This is a genomic window from Streptomyces sp. BK022 (assembly GCF_004217355.1).
In the GTDB taxonomy this organism is placed as follows: Bacteria; Actinomycetota; Actinomycetes; order Streptomycetales; family Streptomycetaceae; genus Streptomyces; species Streptomyces griseoluteus.
The window spans coordinates 676,209-693,140 of sequence record NZ_SHKU01000001.1 but is presented as its reverse complement, the minus strand read 5'-3'; the positions used below and the strand labels follow the sequence as shown (position 1 = coordinate 693,140).

18 protein-coding genes are annotated in these 16,932 nt (G+C 72.6%); 7 read left to right on the top strand and 11 right to left on the bottom strand.

The window, feature by feature from the left end:
* Window positions 1-56: 56 nt before the first annotated feature.
* Together EV284_RS03125 and EV284_RS03120 are read right to left on the bottom strand one after the other, a co-directional pair.
* Window positions 57-1,643 carry an FMN-binding glutamate synthase family protein gene (locus EV284_RS03125; RefSeq protein ID WP_130329989.1) on the bottom strand — a complete coding sequence of 529 codons (1,587 nt, stop codon included), beginning with the start codon at window positions 1,641-1,643 and terminating at the stop codon, window positions 57-59.
* A 119-nt stretch (window positions 1,644-1,762) separates the two neighbouring features.
* Window positions 1,763-1,939, bottom strand: coding sequence for a hypothetical protein (locus EV284_RS03120; RefSeq protein ID WP_130329987.1), 177 nt, complete (start codon window positions 1,937-1,939; stop codon window positions 1,763-1,765).
* 371 nt (window positions 1,940-2,310) lie between these two features.
* Between EV284_RS03120 and EV284_RS03115 the strand changes: the two genes are divergently transcribed.
* A complete protein-coding gene (locus tag EV284_RS03115) occupies window positions 2,311-2,736 on the top strand; it encodes a nuclear transport factor 2 family protein (RefSeq protein WP_130329985.1) in 426 nt (141 codons plus the stop codon).
* Here EV284_RS03115 and EV284_RS03110 read toward each other — a convergent pair.
* Entirely contained in the window at window positions 2,724-3,035 is a 312-nt protein-coding gene (locus tag EV284_RS03110; RefSeq protein WP_130329983.1) for a hypothetical protein, read from the bottom strand. The two genes, EV284_RS03115 and EV284_RS03110, sit on opposite strands and share 13 nt — an antisense overlap.
* Before the next feature lie 227 nt (window positions 3,036-3,262).
* Between EV284_RS03110 and EV284_RS03105 the strand changes: the two genes are divergently transcribed.
* Entirely contained in the window at window positions 3,263-4,534 is a 1,272-nt protein-coding gene (locus EV284_RS03105) for a hypothetical protein (protein ID WP_130329981.1), read from the top strand.
* Between the two features lie 90 nt (window positions 4,535-4,624).
* Here the strand turns inward: EV284_RS03105 and EV284_RS03100 are convergent, their stop codons facing one another.
* From EV284_RS03100 to EV284_RS03090, 3 genes are all read right to left on the bottom strand, one after another.
* Window positions 4,625-4,840 carry an antitoxin gene (locus EV284_RS03100; RefSeq protein WP_130329979.1) on the bottom strand — a complete coding sequence of 72 codons (216 nt, stop codon included), beginning with the start codon at window positions 4,838-4,840 and terminating at the stop codon, window positions 4,625-4,627.
* Between the two features lie 67 nt (window positions 4,841-4,907).
* On the bottom strand, window positions 4,908-5,711 hold the full coding sequence (locus EV284_RS03095) for a maleylpyruvate isomerase family mycothiol-dependent enzyme (protein WP_130329977.1): 804 nt from the start codon (window positions 5,709-5,711) through the stop codon (window positions 4,908-4,910).
* A 59-nt stretch (window positions 5,712-5,770) separates the two neighbouring features.
* Entirely contained in the window at window positions 5,771-6,346 is a 576-nt protein-coding gene (locus tag EV284_RS03090) for a cysteine hydrolase (protein ID WP_130329975.1), read from the bottom strand.
* 236 nt (window positions 6,347-6,582) lie between these two features.
* Here EV284_RS03090 and EV284_RS03085 point away from each other — a divergent pair, with 236 nt between their 5' ends.
* Entirely contained in the window at window positions 6,583-8,628 is a 2,046-nt protein-coding gene (locus tag EV284_RS03085) for an MMPL family transporter (protein WP_130329973.1), read from the top strand.
* A gap of 55 nt (window positions 8,629-8,683) precedes the next feature.
* Here the strand turns inward: EV284_RS03085 and EV284_RS03080 are convergent, their stop codons facing one another.
* Entirely contained in the window at window positions 8,684-9,007 is a 324-nt protein-coding gene (locus EV284_RS03080; RefSeq protein ID WP_165425447.1) for a hypothetical protein, read from the bottom strand.
* Window positions 9,008-9,180: 173 nt separating this feature from the next.
* Between EV284_RS03080 and EV284_RS32590 the strand changes: the two genes are divergently transcribed.
* The 3 genes from EV284_RS32590 (at window position 9,181) to EV284_RS03065 (ending at window position 10,994) form a co-directional block, all read left to right on the top strand.
* Window positions 9,181-9,597, top strand: coding sequence for an ATP-binding protein (locus tag EV284_RS32590; protein ID WP_165425446.1), 417 nt, complete (start codon window positions 9,181-9,183; stop codon window positions 9,595-9,597).
* Between the two features lie 102 nt (window positions 9,598-9,699).
* Window positions 9,700-10,269, top strand: coding sequence for a sigma-70 family RNA polymerase sigma factor (locus EV284_RS03070; RefSeq protein WP_130329967.1), 570 nt, complete (start codon window positions 9,700-9,702; stop codon window positions 10,267-10,269).
* Window positions 10,266-10,994: an anti-sigma factor gene (locus EV284_RS03065; RefSeq protein ID WP_130329965.1), complete on the top strand. Its 729-nt coding sequence runs from the start codon at window positions 10,266-10,268 to the stop codon at window positions 10,992-10,994. Before EV284_RS03070 ends, EV284_RS03065 begins: the two co-directional genes overlap by 4 nt.
* Window positions 10,995-11,217: 223 nt before the next feature.
* Here EV284_RS03065 and EV284_RS03060 read toward each other — a convergent pair whose 3' ends face one another.
* From EV284_RS03060 to EV284_RS03045, 4 genes are all read right to left on the bottom strand, one after another.
* Entirely contained in the window at window positions 11,218-11,859 is a 642-nt protein-coding gene (locus tag EV284_RS03060) for a fasciclin domain-containing protein (protein WP_130329963.1), read from the bottom strand.
* An 82-nt stretch (window positions 11,860-11,941) separates the two neighbouring features.
* Entirely contained in the window at window positions 11,942-13,531 is a 1,590-nt protein-coding gene (locus tag EV284_RS03055) for a molybdopterin-dependent oxidoreductase (protein ID WP_130329961.1), read from the bottom strand.
* A gap of 207 nt (window positions 13,532-13,738) precedes the next feature.
* Entirely contained in the window at window positions 13,739-14,698 is a 960-nt protein-coding gene (locus EV284_RS03050; RefSeq protein WP_130329959.1) for an NAD(P)H-quinone oxidoreductase, read from the bottom strand.
* A gap of 96 nt (window positions 14,699-14,794) precedes the next feature.
* Complete coding sequence (locus EV284_RS03045) at window positions 14,795-15,379, bottom strand: TetR/AcrR family transcriptional regulator (protein ID WP_130329957.1); 585 nt, start codon at window positions 15,377-15,379, stop codon at window positions 14,795-14,797.
* Window positions 15,380-15,475: 96 nt separating this feature from the next.
* Here EV284_RS03045 and EV284_RS03040 point away from each other — a divergent pair, with 96 nt between their 5' ends.
* Entirely contained in the window at window positions 15,476-16,720 is a 1,245-nt protein-coding gene (locus EV284_RS03040; RefSeq protein WP_130329955.1) for an NADH:flavin oxidoreductase/NADH oxidase family protein, read from the top strand.
* Window positions 16,721-16,932: the final 212 nt, after the last annotated feature.

Below are 16,932 nucleotides of genomic sequence, written 5' to 3'. Positions count from 1 at the left end.
CCGCTGCTGCTGTACGGCGGACGGTGTGCCGCCGTACCCGTACGGGTGCCTGCGGTTCAGCCGGTGAAACGGTCCGGGTCGGCGGCTTTCCAGTCGGCCGCCCAGCCGGCCGGGGGCTGGCAGGTCAGCTCACCGGGGGCCAGCCAGTCGTAGAGCGCGGCGTAGGAGCGGAAGTCGCCGGTCGGGGTGTCGCGGCGGCGCAGCATCTCCGGGCGCAGGTCCGCCGGGTCGGTGACGCCCATCGCGGCCATGATCTGCTGGGCGCTGCGGACGGTCGCCTCCTGGTAGCGGCGGACCCGGTCGGACTTGTCGGGGACGTCCAGGGCGCGGGCGCGGCGCGGGTCCTGGGTGGTGACGCCGGTGGGGCAGCGGTTGGTGTGGCAGCGCTGGGCCTGGATGCAGCCGAGGGCGAACATCATGCTGCGCGCCGCGTTGGTGTAGTCGGCACCCATGAGCAGCCGCTTGACCAGGTCCGAGCCGGTGGCGACCTTGCCGCTGGCGCCGACCCGGACGCGGTCGCGCAGCCCGGCGCCGGTGAGGGCGTTGTGGACGGTGATCAGCCCCTCGGTGAGCGGCATACCGAGGTGGTCGGCGAACTCCAGCGGCGCGGCGCCGGTACCGCCCTCGGCGCCGTCGACCACGATGAAGTCGGGGGTGATGCCCTCGGCCAGCATCGCCTTGCAGACCGCGAGGAACTGGGTGCGCGAGCCGGGGCAGAGCTTGAACCCGACCGGCTTGCCGCCCGACAGCTCGCGCATCCTGGCCAGGAACCCGACCAACTCGCGGGGCGTGTGGAACTCGCGGTGGTACGGCGGTGAGATCACCGTCTCCCCCCGCGGGACCCCGCGTACCCCGGCTATCTCGGCGTTGACCTTGTCACCGGGCAGGACGCCGCCGATGCCGGGCTTGGCGCCCTGGGACAGCTTGAGCGAGACGCACTTGACGGCAGGGTGCGCGGCCTTCTCGGCGAACTGCTCCGCGTCGAAGCCGCCGTCCTTGGTGCGGCAGCCGAAATAACCGGTACCGATCTCCCACACGAGGTCGCCGCCGGGGCGCAGGTGGTACTCGGAGAGGCCGCCCTCGCCGGTGTCGTGGGCGAAACCGCCCCGCGCCGCACCGGTGTTGAGGGCGAGGACCGCGTTGGCGGAGAGGGAGCCGAAGCTCATCGCGGAGACGTTGAGCAGCGCCATGTCGTAAGGCTGGGCGCAGTCGGGGCCGCCGATCCGGACCCTGGGCGGCGTGTCGGGGGTGTCGACCGGGGCCATCGACGGCACCAGGAACTCGTGGCCCCGCTGGTACATGTCGCGTTCGCTGCCGAAGGGCTCCTCGGCGTCGATGCCCTTGGCCCGCTCGTACACGATGCTGCGGGTGTCGCGGTCGTAGGGGCGGCCGTCGAAGTTCCGCTCGACGAAGTACTGCTGGAGCTCCGGGCGGATCGCTTCGAGCAGGTAGCGGGCATGGCCGATGACCGGGTAGTTGCGCAGTACCGTGTGGCCGCGCTGGAGCAGGTCGTAGCTGCCCAGCAGGCCCAGGGCCGCGAGGACGACGGCGGCGGACCACCACCAGGGGGACACGAGGACGGCGGCGGACACCGCGGCCGCCGCGCCGATCAGAAGGAGACCCACCGCTCCGAAACGCACCATGTGCTTCCCGGTAACCGCTGCCGCGCCTCTCATGCAGGGGCCGGGTAAGGAACGCACATGAGTGCGGCCCGGCCGCGCCGAGCAGCCGCTCGCTTCCTCGGCTGCTCGGCACCGCGGCTTCAGTGTCTGCGGCCGCGGGCGCTCCAGCCGGCGCCGATGCCGGCGACATGCAGGGCCAGCAGGGCGAGGCCGATCAGCATGACGTTGGTCGAGCTGAAGGTGTCGTTGGTGGAGATGTCCGCCGCGTTGATCAGGAAGGCGATGAAGAACAGGACCGCCGAGATGATGGCCAGCACGATGTGCTCCCTTTCGGATGAGTGAGGTCTTCCGGAACACTGACCGGATGCCCGTGAAGGGGTGCGCCACTCACCCTTTCGCCGCCCGGCCTTCGCGCACGCTTCACCGCCTCCGCTTGGCTGAGGCTCCGTCAACCTCGCATCGTGCAGGGCACGTTGGTCCTGCGAGCCGGAGCCGCCGGACTTCGCGCGGGCAAGGTCGCGGAAGGCAGGGGTCGGACCGGCGTTCCGGCCGCCCCGTCCCGTACCCGTCCGGTCATGTCGATCAGGGCCTGCACCGTAGGAACCAACCTTGCCGGAACTCTGTGGAGGTCCCCGGTCCTGCGGGCAGGAGTCGATGTACCTGTTTTCCGAGTGGAGGGTGTGACGAGATGAGCGACCGGAACGAGAGCCCGGCGGACGTCGTGCGAGCGCTGTACGCCGCGCTCAGGGAGGGCGACATCAGGGGGGTCCTCGCCCGGCTGGCCCCCGACGTGACCATCGACGAACCGAACCGGCTGCCCTACGGGGGTGTGCACCGGGGCCGCGAGGCGTTCGCGGAGGCCGTCCTGGGCGGGATGACGGCCCACGCGGACATGACCATCACCGGCGCGGACGTCTTCGAGGGCCCGGCGGGTATCGTCGGCCGCCTCACCGGCACGCTGAGGGCCCGCTCCTCCGGCGAGGAGTACCCGCTGACCCTGGTCGAGGTGCTCCGCGTCGAGGACGGCCTGGTGCGGGAGATCGACGTCTACACGAAGAACCCCGAGGGCGTGGCGGAGTTCTTCGTCCACGCGGAGTCCCATCACTCCGGATGATCGGCGTCGAGCCGGGCCAGTCCCTCCTCCCACCGTCGCCGCCTCGCCTCCCCCGACTCCTCCCACCAGGGCACCCCCCGCTCCCCCAGCGCCACCTTGGCTCCGTGCACCCGGCCCCGCGCCACCCGCTCGGCCTCGCCGTCCTCGGCGTCCCGCACCCCCCGTCGCCCGGCCATGAGATGCCGCCGCAGCCGAGCGGCGACGTCCTCCGGGATGTCGGGGTCCGTCGCCCGCCAGCGCCGGCCGTCGATGACGACGAAGTGCCCGTCGGGCGTCTTCTCGGGCGGTTCCTTTGCCATGCGGCCGATTCTCACCGGTCGGGGGGCCGGGGGCGAGGCGGCATGCCTGCGGCAGCGCGCACGCGCCGGCGCGGTGACCGGTTCACCGGCTCGGAGAGATGTCGGCGGGGCGGGCCGTGTTCCCGGCCAGGCATGCGCTCCGCTGGTCCGCCCCCCTCGGCTCCGGCCACCGTGCGTTCGAGATCGCCCGCCAACTCGACGTCCACGGAATAGAGTTCCTGGTGGCAGTGAGGAATTCACCCGCGGTCTGCTCCGAGGAAGAGGTCGACGTGATGGTGCTTCCCGACCAGCGCGCCGTGCGGGCACGTATGCCGTACGCGGTCCGTATCGTCATGGGGCGACTCGGCCGGCTGTCGGCACTGCACGGAACCCTGCTCCTCCTGGGTGTCGTAGGGCTCGTCATCAGCCTGGTCGGCCTCGACGCCGGCTCGATGCTCGCGCTCACGCTCGGGCTGGCCGGCATCGTGCTGTCTGTCATCGGCATAGTCGCGCAGGTCGGCGAGGACTGGGTCAGGGTGTCGCGGATCTACTTCGACGCCCGCGCGAAGCCTTTCGACGCCTCGTACTCCGCGCCCTACGACGGCTGGAGCCGCCTCCGCTTCCAGGGCCACTCCTCGGTACACAGCGAGGAACTGGACGCCCGTCTGCGCGACGACCCGGTCATCCCCGTGGAGATCGAACCGGGCCTGTGGAACGTTCCCGCCGAGTGTGAGGAGGCACGCCAACTGGTGCGTGTCCAGCTGGACTTCGATGACGACAAGATCCGTCTTCACGACGATCTCGTCGCGGAGGCGGATGTGGTGCGCGTGCAGAGGACGCGGTACTCCGCGCACACGGTCACGAACCTCCTCGGGGAGAAGGTGCTGCGTGAGCGGCAACGCCGACACGAGCTGGTGCAAGGTGACGCCGTTCTTCTGCGGAACGGCCTGATCCCGCGCCTGCGGTACAGCAGGTGCTCCAACCATCTCGGGGTCGACGTGGTGGCGGTGTCGTCGAGCGGCAGGGTCGTACTGACCCTGCAGGGGGAGAGGAACACGACCAACGCGGGGATGCTCGCGCCGTCGGGCAGTGGCTCCATGGACTGGGCCGATCTGCAGGCCGGCCCGGACCTGCTCGGAGTGGTCAAGAGTGCCATGCTGCGCGAGATGTCGGAGGAACTCGGACTGCGCCGCAGCGAACGGGTCGGCTCGGGCGACGTCCGCGTACTGCGCTACACGCGCGTGACCAACTGGGGAGGCAAGCCCCAGTTCTTCGGTGTGGCCCGGCTCGGTGACGTGCGAGAGCAGGTCAGAGGCATAGAGCACCGCTACCACCGGGACCATTTCAGCATCGAGTTCGACCCGGACGGCGGGGCGCGGCACTTCGTCGCCACGATCCGTGACTATGTCCAGGACAACGCCGCTCGCGTCTCGTTCCCGCTGTACGAGACCCTGGACGTGCTCTGTTCCTGGCTCGAGCGGGACCCGCGGGCGTGGGGATGGCTCATGGGCGGGGGGTGACGAAGCCCCGGTAGGCACAGCCAGGAAGAGGGCGGGAGACGCGTGTCGCGTCTCCCGCCCTCCGTGTTCCCGTACGGCCTCGCGGGGCCGTCAGCGTTCCGGGGTGCCCTCCGGGCCGCGCGGGGCTTCGCTGCCGCCGTAGGAGCGGCGGACCGCGTCGGCGGCCTTGTCGGTCTGGGTGTCGTACTTGCCGCCCGTACGCTCGTCGATCAGCCGTTCGACACTCTCCACGCCCTTGTCGGCCTGGTCAGGGTGGCCCTTGGCCAGGTCCTTGGCCTTGTTCGCCAGATCCCCGAACTTGCTCATGGGCAGCCTCCCGCAGTTGGTGCGTGCGTCGTTCCCGGCTACGCCTACCCGTCGATTACCCCCTGAATCAGGGCGCTTGGAACAGCGTGGGGAAGCGGGGCGCGAGCCAGGGCTTGCGGCCCCACGCGAGTACGCCGGCGCGCGCCATGGCCTGCCAGGGGCCCACACGGCCCAGCGCGATGAGGAGGAAGGTGACCGGCTCGGTGAGGATGGTGCACTCGGAGCGCTCCGGCGGGCCGGGGAGGACCTCGACGGCCCCCTCGGCGAAGGCGACCCCGAAGGTCTCGCCGCCCCGCACCCGGAGGGTGTAACGGGCCGTCAGCCCGGACGGCGCGACCGCGACACGCGGCATCGCCGTCTTCAGGAACGGCAGGCACAGCCCCACGCGGGTCCGGTCGATCATGTGCGGCCGGCCCACCCCGCGCGCGAGGTCCCAGCCGTGCCCCAGCATGTGGGTCAGCAGATAGGAGGCGAGCACGTCCCTGGTCATGGGGCCCAGTGGCGTCATGAGCGTCCGGTCCAAGTCGGTCCCCTCCACCGCCGCCAGGAACGCCTCCGCCTGCTCCACGATCATCGCGGCCAGCGGTTCCGCCCCACGCTCCGGGAACGCGGTGAGACTGCGCGCGTTGGCCGCGGCGAGGCTCTGCGGGGTGCCGTCGCCGTAGGGACGGTCGTGACCGGCCGCGAGGTCGGCCATCAGGCCGTTGGCCAGGGCGAGGTGGGCGGCGGTCTCCCCCACGGTCCACTCCAGCCCCGGTACGGGCGCGGCCGGATCGGTCGCACCGTCCAGCAGCGCGGCGACGGCCCGGGCCGTCTCCCGTATCGCCCGGCCGAGTCCCGCCGGCAGGGTGTCCCCGCTGCTCGTCTCCATGCCGCGCCCGCTCTCCTCAGGTCTGGATGATCATGCGGTACGAAACCAGACCCACCTGTTCAGGACAAGGGGCGGGGCGCTTCGATCGCGCTGAGCCAGTCCTCGACGGTGACCACGTCCGCCCACTGCGGGAACAGGCGCTCGACGAGCATCCGGTGGACTTCGGGATCGGTGTCGAGGCAGCCGTCCGACAGGACGGTCACGCCGAGGTCCAGATCGACCGCGTGCCACAGGGTGGACAGCACCACGGCGCTGGTGGCGATGCCCGTGAGTACGAGGCTGTCGACGCCCCGGGCCCTGAGGACCAGGTCGAGGTCGCTCCCCGAGAAGGCGCTCCCCCGCCGCTTGGTGACCACGACATCCCCTTGCCGGGGCGCGATGTCGGGATGGATCTCGGAGCCGGGAGCCCCCTCGGTGAACAGCCCGGCGCGCAGGACGCCGGCCATCACCTTGCTGCGCGGGCCGACCTCGGGATCGCCGGGCCGCAGCCCCATCACCACGTAGATCACGGGAATGCCGGAGGCCCGCGCAGCGTCGATCGCCCGGCGCAGGCGCGGCAGATAGCCGGAGCCGTCGTCGGCGAGGGCCACCACGTCCCGCTGGACGTCCATCACCAGGAGCGCACTGCTCGTCATGCCCGCCGTCCTCCGCGGTAGGGAGCCAGGAGCGCTCATCGTCGCACCCGTCGAGTGAGGGCCGCGAGGGGTGCCCCCGCTCCGCCGATGGAGGTAATCGGGCTGCTTTCACCGATCCGTGCGGGGTGGCGGCACCGGATCACCCGCGAACGAGTCGAGCATCCATGGATGCGGGCGGTGCCGTGTCGGAGCGCGGGCCTCGGAACCGTCCCTACGCGTGAGGTGAGGTAGTGCGTTTGTCCGGCCGGCAGTTCGTGGTGGCACGGTTTCCGGTGTTCGTCGTGGCCGCGTGGCTGGTGGTGGCGGTGTGCACGGCCGCCTTCCCCGGTCGCCTGGCGTCGGAGGCGGCGCGTCGGCCGGCGATGACGCTGCCCGCGTCGGCGGAGTCGAGCCGGGTGGCCAGGGAGGCCGGCGGGCCGGCCGGGGGGCCACCGGTCGTGATCGTCTGGGAGGCCACCTCTGCCAAGCGGCTCAGCGCCCGGGCAGCGCGGCGGGCCCTCACCGGGCTGCCCCGCCCGGTCGGCTCGCCCGGCGCGGTGACGTCTTCGGCCGACGGCCGCTCCCTCGTCTGCGTCGTCACCCTCGCCGAGGCGGCCGACGCGGGGCTCGGCCCCTCCCTGGAGCGCGTCCGCAGGGCCGCCGGGTCACTGCCGGACAGCAGGGTCCGGCTGGCGGGACCGGCCGCGGGGCAAGCCGACCTGGAGTCCTCCTTCGCGGGCGTCGACGGCCAGTTGCTGGTCATCGCGCTGGCCGCCGTCGCCGCCATCCTCTTCCTCGTCCACCGGAGTGTCCTGCTGCCCCTCGTCGTGGCCGCTTCCGGGGTCGTAGCGCTGACCCTGTGCAGTGCGGTGCTGTACGCGCTGCGGAGCTGGGGCGTGCTGACGGTCGACGGGCAGGTGCAGGGCATCTTGTCCGTGCTGGTCATCGGCGCGACCACGGACTACGGCCTGCTCCTGCTGGCGCGGTACCACGAACACGCCCCGGAGATGTCGCCTCCGGCGGCCATGCGGACGGCGTGGCGGGCGAGTTGGGCGCCCATCGCGGCGAGTGCGGCGACGGTTGCCTGCGCCATGGTCGCCCTCCTCCTCAGCGCCCTCCCCGCCAACCACTCCCTCGCGCTCGCCGGTGCCGTGGCGATGGCCTGCTGCGTGCCGGCCGCGCTGACCTTCGTCCCGGCCGCGGTACTGCTCGGCCCGCGCGCGATGTTCTGGCCGCGGGGTCCGCACTCCGGCCGGGCCGGCGGGCGCGGCTGGTCCCTGGTCACCGCCCTGGTGGAGCGGCGGGCGCGTGCGGTGTGGACGGTGGGCTGCGCGCTGCTCGCGGGCTGCGCCGCCCTGGCCGTACTCCTGGCTCCCGGCGGCCTTCCGCTGGGCGAGGCGCTCACGGCGCGGGCACCCTCGGTACGCGCCCAGTCGGCCTTGGCGGCGCACTTCCCGGCGGGCACCGGCAGCCCGGCCATCGTGGTGACCGGCGCCGAGGGCGCCGCAGGGGTGCGGGAGCGGGTGGCGGGGACACCGGGGGTCGCCCGCGCCGAGGTCGTCACCACCCGGCCCCGTACGACGATCGCGGCCACCCTCGACAGCGCCCCGGACAGCCGCCGCGCCCAGGAGACGATCGCCCGCCTGCGCGCGGACACGGACGGCCGGGCCCGGGTCGGGGGCTATCCGGCGCAGGTGTACGACATGCAGCGGGCGGCCGAGCGGGACCGCACCCGCGTACTGCCCGCCGTCCTGGTGATCGTGCTGCTGCTCCTGCTGGGGCTGTTGCGGAGCCTGGCGCTGCCGGTGGTGCTCGTCGTCGTGGCCGTGGCGAACTTCCTCGCGGCGCTCGGCATCTCAGCGGTGATCTTCGATATCGCCTTCGGTTCGACCGCGACGGAGCCGTCCCTGGTGCTGTTCTCGTTCGTGTTCCTGATCGCGCTCGGGGTGGACTACAACATCTTCCTCATGCACCGCGTCCGCCGGGAGTCCCTGCTCGCGGGACAGCGCGTCGGGACGCTCAGGGGACTGCGGGCCACCGGGAACGCCATCAGCTCGGCGGGGGTCGTGCTCGCCGTCACCTTCGCCACCCTGACCGTGATGCCGCTGCGCTACCTCGCGCAGATCGGCGTCATCGTCGCGGTGGGCGTGCTGCTCGACACCCTGTTCGTCCGCCCGTTCCTCGTCCCGGCCTTCACCCTGGACATGGGGCCCTGGCTGTGGTGGCCGACGAAGCCGCCGCCGGCCAGGCGCCTGGGCAACGTGGGCGAGCAGCGGTCGCAGCCGGAGCCGGCCTCGGTCTGACAGCGGAACGGTGAGGCCGGCCCCCGCTCATGGGCCGGCCCCACCGCGTTCCGGATCAGTACCAGTAGCCCGAGTGCCACCAGCCGTCGCCCCACCAGCCGTCGTGCCAGTGGTTGTGCCAGCGGTGGTGCGAGTTGCCCCAGCCGTCGTGGCCGTAGCGGTCGTGGCCGTAGCCGTCGTGGCCGTAGCGGTCATGGTGGCGGTGGTCGTAGCCGTGGTGGCCCGGCCCCCGGTCGCCGTGGTGCCGGCTGTGGGAGGCCGGCGCCGACCCGGGTACGGATGCCGACGCGGTGCCCGCCGTGCCGACGGCGGCACCGCCGGCCAGCATCGCTGCGGCCGCCGCGAGGACAGCGGCCCGCCTCACGTCGAGAGTGCGCATTGAGTACACCTCCCCTCAGGTCTCGAAGCGTTCATGTCCTTGATTCGGAGCGGAGAGCGCCACGGTTTGCCCTGTTTCACACCTTCCGCAGAAGTCCCTCCCCGTCCTACCGGACACCCATCCGAGGCGCGTTCCGTGACGAATTACCTGAAAGGCCACAGAAGGTGTTCGTCATGAAGCGCGATTCCCGCCGTCTCGGCTACGACTCCGCCGGCCCCGCGGAGGCGGTACGCGGCGATCTGTGCGACCACCTGGCCCGCTGGCAGGCCGCGGAGTTCACCGACGACGCCTCGGTGGTGGTCAGCGAGCTGGTCTCCAACGCGGTGCGGCACGGCAGGCCGCCCGTCCGGGTGGCGTGCACGCTGCGTCGGCGGTCCCCCGGCGGGCCGGCGCTGCGCATCGAGGTGACCGACGCGGGGCCGAGCTTCGACACCACCCTGGTCCGGGCCCGGTGGCGGCATCCGTCCTTCACGCTGGAGGAGTCCGGCCGGGGACTCTTCCTGGTCGACGCCCTGGCCAGCCGCTGGGGCGACGAGCCGACCCTTGACGGACACACCGTCTGGGCCGTGCTGGACCCCCCGGACGGATAGCACTCGAACGGCCGCAGGCGGGCGTCCACCGGGCGCGGGGACGGCTCCCGACACCCAGGCTGGACAGGAAGGAGTGCGAGGACGAGGGGAGGGAGGACACCGGTGCCCAGGGACAGGTCCGCCGACGACCGCCGTCTCGACGGCTGGCTGACGGCGACCGCGCACGGCAGCGAGGAGGCGTTCACCCTGCTGTACGACAGCCTGTCCGGCTCCGTGCGGGGCCTGGCCCTGCGCGTCGTGCGCGACGCCTCGCAGGCGGAGGAGGTAGCGCAGGAGGTCATGCTGGAGGTGTGGCGTACGGCGGCCCGTTTCCGTCCTGAGCGCGCTTCGGCCAAGGCGTGGGTGTTCGCCCTGGCGCATCACCGCGCGGTCGACCGGGTCCGCTCGGCGCAGGCCGCGTCCGACCGGGACCGCAGGGTGGCCGAGTGCGGCAGCGAGCGCCCCTTCGACATGGTGGCCGAGCTGGTGCAGGACCGCGACGAGCAGCGCAGGCTCTACCGCTGCCTGGCCGCGCTGAGCCGGAGCCTGCGGGTGCCGCTGGTGCTTGCGTACTACGAGGGCCTGACGTACGACGAGGTCGCCCGCGCGCTGAGCAAGCCGCCCGGCACGGTGAAGACCCGCATGCGCACCGGGCTGCACCGGCTGCGGCAGTGTCTGGAGGCCGGCGGATGAGCACGGCTCCGGGTGATCACGACGCGGTCGGCGCCTATGTGCTCGACGCGCTGCCCCCCGGCGAACGCGCCGCCTTCGAGAACCACCTCGCGGCCTGCGCGGCCTGCCGGGAGGAGGCCGCGCAGCTCATGGAGGCGGTGGTCGGACTCGCCGAGGCCGTCTCGCTGCCCCCGGACGACGCGGCCCGCTCCCGCGTGCTGTCCGGCATCCGGGACATCCGGCAGGAGGCACCGCCTGCGCGGCCGAGCCGTGCCCGGCGGCTGCTCCCCTGGGCGCTCGCCGCCTGCCTCGCGGCGGCCGTCGCGGGCGGGTCGCTCGCCTGGTGGCAGCACGAGGAGGCGCGGGACGCCCGGCGCACGGCGCAGGAGCAGGAGCGGCGTACCGCCTCGCTCGCCGACGTGGTGACCGCCCCGGACGCGAGCGTGCGCTCCGGTGAGCTGAGCAACGGAGCACGGGCGAGCGTGGTCGTGTCCCGGCAGAAGCAGAAGGCGGCCTTCGTCGCCGCCGGCCTGCCGGCCCTCGGCGAGGGGAAGGTGTACCAGCTCTGGTACGCCGACAACGGCACCACCTTCCGCTCCGGCGGCCTGCTCTCCGGCACCGGAGGCCGTCAGGGCCGGGTCCTGCTGGGCCCCCTCGGGCGGGCGACGGCCGTCGGGATCACGGTGGAGCCGGCGGGAGGTTCACAGCAGCCGACAACCGCGCCGCTGGGGGTGGTTCAGCTCTGAGGCGCGGCGTCGCGCCGGACCGCACGGCACCGGGCGAACCTGACGAACAGGCCGCGCCGCGCGCCGACTTGGCGGGTGACGGCGATTCGGCGCAGTACGTCGTCGCGCGCGCTCGTCGGACACCCCTCGTCGGTCGTGGTCAACAGGTTCCCCCTGTCGGGCTCGGGAGGGCGGAAGACCCGCCCAGGCCGTCGGCGGCCTGGGCGGGAGCGGGTCCGCCGGGTCAGCTCTTGGGCATCAGGACGGTGTCGACGATGTACACGTTGGCGTTGGCGGTCTTGACGTTGCCGCAGACCACCTTCGAGGAGTCGTTGACGGTGTACGACTCGCCCATGCCGGAGGTCATGACCTTCGACTTCTCCAGGGTGTCGAAGGAGCCCTTCTCCAGGTCCTTCGGCGCGAGCTTCTGGCCGACGACGTGGTAGGTCAGGATCTTGGTGAGCTGGGCCTTGTCGGCGAGGACCTTGTCCAGGGTGGCCTTCGGGATCTTGTCGAAGGCGTCGTTGGTCGGCGCGAACACCGTGATGTTCTGCGCGTTGTTGAGGGTGTCGACCAGACCGGCCTTCTTCACCGCGGTGACCAGCGTGGACAGCGCCGGGTTGTTCGAGGCGGCCGTGGCCACCGGGTCCTTGGCCATGCCGTCGAAGGAACCCGCGCCGTTCTTCGGCACCGAGGAACAGGCCGGGCCGAACGGCTGGTCCATGCTGCTCATGCCCGCGCTGCTCTCCGGGGCCGACGCGGACGCCGACGCCTTGGAGTCGGACTTGGCCGAGTCGCTGTCGCTGCCGGAGCAGGCGCTGAGCGCGAGGGGCAGCATGACGGCGGCCGAGACGAGACCGGTGGTGCGGCGGATGCGAGCGTTCATCGGGTTTTCTCCTGTTATTGAGAGGCAGCAAGGGGCTGCCGGACAGTGGGAGTTGGTCAGGGGGCGGGGAGCCGGCCGGGGCTCACTCCGCGGTCACGACGACGGAGTGCCAGCCGCTCGCGCCGTCGGGGATGGTCCGGGCGCGCTTCTCCGTCTGCACGCTTCCGGTGCGGTCGGTGGCGCGCACGGTCAGGGTGTGGGAGCCCTTGGTCGCCTGCCACGGGAAGGACCACTGGCGCCAGGTGTCCCGGGTGTCCTCGGCGGCGAGGTGGGCCTCCTGCCAGGGGCCGTCGTCCACCCGCACCTCGACCTTGTCGATGCCCCGGTGCTGGGCCCAGGCGACCCCGGCCACCATCACGGTGCCGGATCTGGGCCGGGCGAACGGCTTGGGGGTGTCGATCCGGGACTGCGTCTTGACCGGCGCCTTCCGCGCCCACCCGCGCTTGACCCAGTACGGGTCGTAGGAGTCGAAGGTGGTCAGCTCGATGTCCTGGATCCACTTGCAGGCGGAGACGTAGCCGTAGAGGCCGGGAACGAGCATGCGTACCGGGAAGCCGTGTTCGAAGGGGAGCGGTTCGCCGTTCATGCCGACGGCGAGCATGGCGTCGCGGCCGTCCATGATGTCCTCGACGGGCGTGCCGATGGTCATGCCGTCCACCGACCGGGCCACCAGCTGGTCGGCCGGCCCGCCGTGCGAGGGAGGCCTGACCCCGCATTCGGCGAGCAGGTCGGCCAGGCGGACGCCGGTCCAGCGGGCGTTGCCCACGTACGGGCCGCCGACCTCGTTGGAGACGCAGGTCAGGGTGATGGTGCGCTCGATCAGCCGCCGGCGCAGCAGGTCGTCGAAGGTGAAGGTGGCCGGCCGGGTCACGCCCTTCCCGTGGAGGCGCAGTCGCCAGGCGGTGGCGTCGACCTTGGGGACCACCAGGGCGGTGTCCACGCGGTAGAAGGTCTTGTTGGGGGTGACGTAGGAACTGACGCCGCCGACCCGCAGGGCAGCTCGCTCGGGTGTCGGCTGCGCGGGTGAGCCGGGGCGGGGCAGGACGACCTGCTTGCGGGAGGCCACGGCGTCCCCGGCCCGGTTGCCGCTCAGCGTCCGGCCGACCCCGCCCACGACGGCGGACGCGGCGGCCGCGGCGGTGGCCGCGATGACGAAGTCCCTCCGGTCCCAGTCGCCGGGCTCGCTGTCAGGGACCGGTACGGGGGTGACGAGGCGTCCGGCCAGGAAGTACAGGAGCAGGGCCCCGGCAACGGCCCCGATCAGGCTGGGCAACGCGTCCGTGAAGCCTCGGGAGTCCGGGCGGGTGAGGGCGGCCACCGCGCCGATGACGCCGAACAGGAGGACACCGGCCGCTCCGGCTACCCGGCGGCGTACCGCCAACGCGCCGAGCCCCAGGGCGAGTAGCGCGAGGACGACGAGGATGCCGAGCTGGAGCACCAGCTTGTCGTCGGTGCCGAAGTGACGGATCGCCCAGTCCTTGACCGCCGCCGGGGTCTGGTCGATGGAGGCCCCGCCGACCACGACCACCGGACCGGCCTGCGGCCGCACCCCCGCCGCCGCCAGTTCGGCCACCGCCAGCGCGGCGAAACCGGCGAGCACGCCGCTCAGCGCGCCAAGCGCCGTCCGCACCGGCCCCGGTGCTGTCCTCGGGTCGCTCTGTTCCTCACTCACGCGGGGAATCCGGGGCCGCGTGGGGGGCCGGATTGGTGGCTTCCTCAGATCGGATGAAGACGCATCTCACACCAATCCGGGGGGCGTTCGGCGACGGATCATCTTGTTGTGGCCGGCCGGAGGTCGGGGCGCTGAACCACGCGCGGGCCGGGCCGGTCGGGCAGGGCACCGAGATCGACGTGAGTGTCCATGGCGTGCTCCGCCGCGCTACTCGTTCACCAGCAGGATCTTGCCGACGTGACCGCCGGCCTCCATCAGCCGGTGCGCCTCGGCGGCCCGGGACATGGGCAGGCGCTGGTCGATGACGAGTCCCACGGCGCCGCTCTCGATCATCGGCCAGACCTCGTCCCGGACCTGGGCGATGATCTCGGCCTTCTGCTCCCTGGACCGTGTGCGCAGGGTCGTACCGTGCACGGAGAGGCGCTTGAAGACCAGCTCGGCCAGGTTGAGGCCGGCCTCCAGGCCGTCCTGGAGGCCGATGAGCACCAGGCGTCCGTCGGGGGCGAGGGAGCGCACGTTGCGTTCGAGGTAGCTGCCGCCGACGACGTCCAGGATCACGTCGTAGGGACCGTGCTCGGTGAAGTCGTCGGTGCGGTGGTCGATCGTGACGTCGGCCCCCAACTCCCGCGCGCGGGCGGCCTTCTCGAGGCCGCCGACCGTGGTGACGACCCGCGCGCCCAGCGCCTTGGCGATCTGGACGGCGAAGGTGCCGACGCCGCCGGCGCCGCCGTGTACGAGGAGGGTCTCCCCCTTCGCGAGGTGGGCGGTCATGACGATGTTGGACCAGACCGTCGCCACCGCCTCGGGCAGGGCGGCCGCCTCGACCAGGCCGATGCCCTGGGGTACGGGGAGCAGTTGGCCGGCCGGGACGGCGACCTTCTGCGCGTAGCCGCCGCCCGTGAGCAGCGCGCAGACCTCGTCGCCCACCTGCCAGCCGGTGACACCGTCACCGAGGGCGCTGACGCGTCCCGAGACCTCCAGACCGGGGTACGGCGAGGTGCCGGGCTGGAGGGGGTAGAGACCGTACCGCTGCATGACGTCGGCCCGGTTGAGGGCGCTGGCGACGACGTCGACGACGACTTCACCGGCCGCGGGCGCCGGGTCCTCGACGTCCACCCACTCCAGGACCTCGGGACCGCCGGGCTCCTTGATCGACACTGCCTTCATGATGCTCCGTTCATCGCACCGCGGGCCCCCCACCCGCATGTTTACAGCACACACATTAGGCAGCGAGTGTGTGCACTGTCAACATGAGTCCGGCCGCTATCGCGCCGCCGACGCGCTGAACAGCGCCTGGACCGCCGCGCGGACCTGCGCGTCCACCACCTCCGGTGCCGAGGAGTCGAGCTTGCCGTCGAGGTGCAGGAAGGCCAGGCCGTGGACGAGTGCCCAGACCGTGGTCGACAGCGCGTCCGGGTCGACGCCGGGGAAGACCGCGCGCACGATGCCGCGGACGTACTCGGAGATGGCGGCGGTCGCCGCGACCCGCTCCTCGCTGTTCGGGTCGCACGGCTCCGCGAACATCACCCGGAACATCGCGGGCCGGTCCAGCGCGAAGCGCACATAGGCGACGGCGACCGACGCGAGCTCGTCCGGGGTCCGGGGCTCGGGGTGGGCGGCCGCCAGGTGCTCGGCGAGTTCGCGGTACCCCTCGGCGGCCACCGCGGAGACCAGCGCGTCGCGGTCCGCGTAGTGGCGGTAGGGGGCCGTGGCCGACACACCCGCCCGCCGGGCCACCGCGCGCAGCGACAGCCCGGCACTGCCGTCCTCCTCCAGCAGTTCGCGCGCGGCACGCAGACAGGCCGCGCGCAGATCGCCGTGGTGATACGAACTGCTCGCTTGCGGCATAGGTCACACCCCTTGAAGTTTACGGCGCTTACATTTCTGACTTAATGTGAACGCTGTACACATAGTAAGCGATGGAGATCGAGAGGGGAAAGCAGGATGACCAGCGAACTGTTCTCGCCGTTGTCCCTGCGCTCCGGGCAGGTACTGCGCAACCGGATCGCCAAGGCGGCCATGGAGGAGAACATGGCGGCCGACGGCCAGTTGCCCGGAGCCGAGCTGTTCGGGCTGTACCGGCGCTGGGCCGAGGGCGGCGCCGGACTGCTGATCACGGGCAACGTCATGGTCCACGCCGAGGCGCTGACCGGTCCGGCCGGTGTCGTCCTCGACGAGGCCGCGCCGCTGGAGCCGTTCGTCGAGTGGGCGAAGGCCGGCCGGGCCGGGGGCGGGGCGATCTGGATGCAGATCAACCACCCCGGCCGCCAGATCGGCTCCGACATGCCCGGCGTCGTATGGGGCCCCTCGGCGGTCGGCGTCGACCTGGGCCGGCACAGTGGCCGCTTCGGGCGCCCGGTCGCCATGACCGCCGAGCAGATCGAGCAGACGGTCACCCGGTACGCGGTGACCGCACAGCGCGCCGAGCAGGCGGGCTTCGACGGGGTCGAGGTGCACGCGGCGCACGGCTATCTGCTCTCGCAGTTCCTCTCCCCCCTGGTCAACAAGCGCACCGACCGGTGGGGCGGCTCGCTGGAGAACCGGGCCCGGATGCTGCTGGACGTGGTCCGCGCCGTACGAACCGCCGTGTCCCCCTCCTTCGCGGTGGCGGTCAAGCTCAACTCCGCCGACTTCCAGCGCGGCGGCTTCGACGCGGACGACGCGCGGCAGGTGATCGAGATGCTCGCGCCGCTCGGGGTCGACCTGGTCGAGCTGTCCGGCGGCAGCTACGAGAGCCCGGCGATGTCCGGCCGGGCCGCCGACGCGCGCACCCAGGCCCGCGAGGCGTACTTCCTGGACCTGGCGAGGGAGCTGGTCGGGTCCAGCCCGGTGCCGCTGATGCTGACCGGTGGCATCACCCGGCGCGAGACCGCCGAGCGCGTCCTCGACAGCGGGGTGGCGGTCGTCGGGATGGGCACCGCCCTCGCCGTCACCCCGGACCTGCCGGAGCGCTGGCGCGCCGGCGGCGAGGCCGAGCGGCAGCTCCGGCCGGTCACCTGGTCGGACAAGGCGCTCGCCTCCGCGGCGGGCATGGCACAGGTCCGCCACCAGATGCGCCGGATCGCGCGCGGCAGCAGGCCCACGCCGGGCACCCACCCGGCGGTCGCCCTCATCGCCGAGCAGCGCAGGCAGCGCCGGGCGCTGCGCCGCTACCGCGACTGGCTGGGCACGGCGCGGGGCGCCGCGTAGCACGACGCCGGAAAGGCACCCAAAGGCACCCCAGGTACGTGCGTACCCGGGGTGCCTTTCGGGTCGGACCTCGCGCGGCTCCGGTCGGACCTCACACCGCGCGGGCGGGGGGGGGGGGGGGGGGGGGGGGGGCGCCCGGGGGGGGGGGGGGGGGGGGCCCCCCCGGGGGGGGGGGGGGGGGGGGGGGGGGGGCCATCACCGCGGAGCGGGAG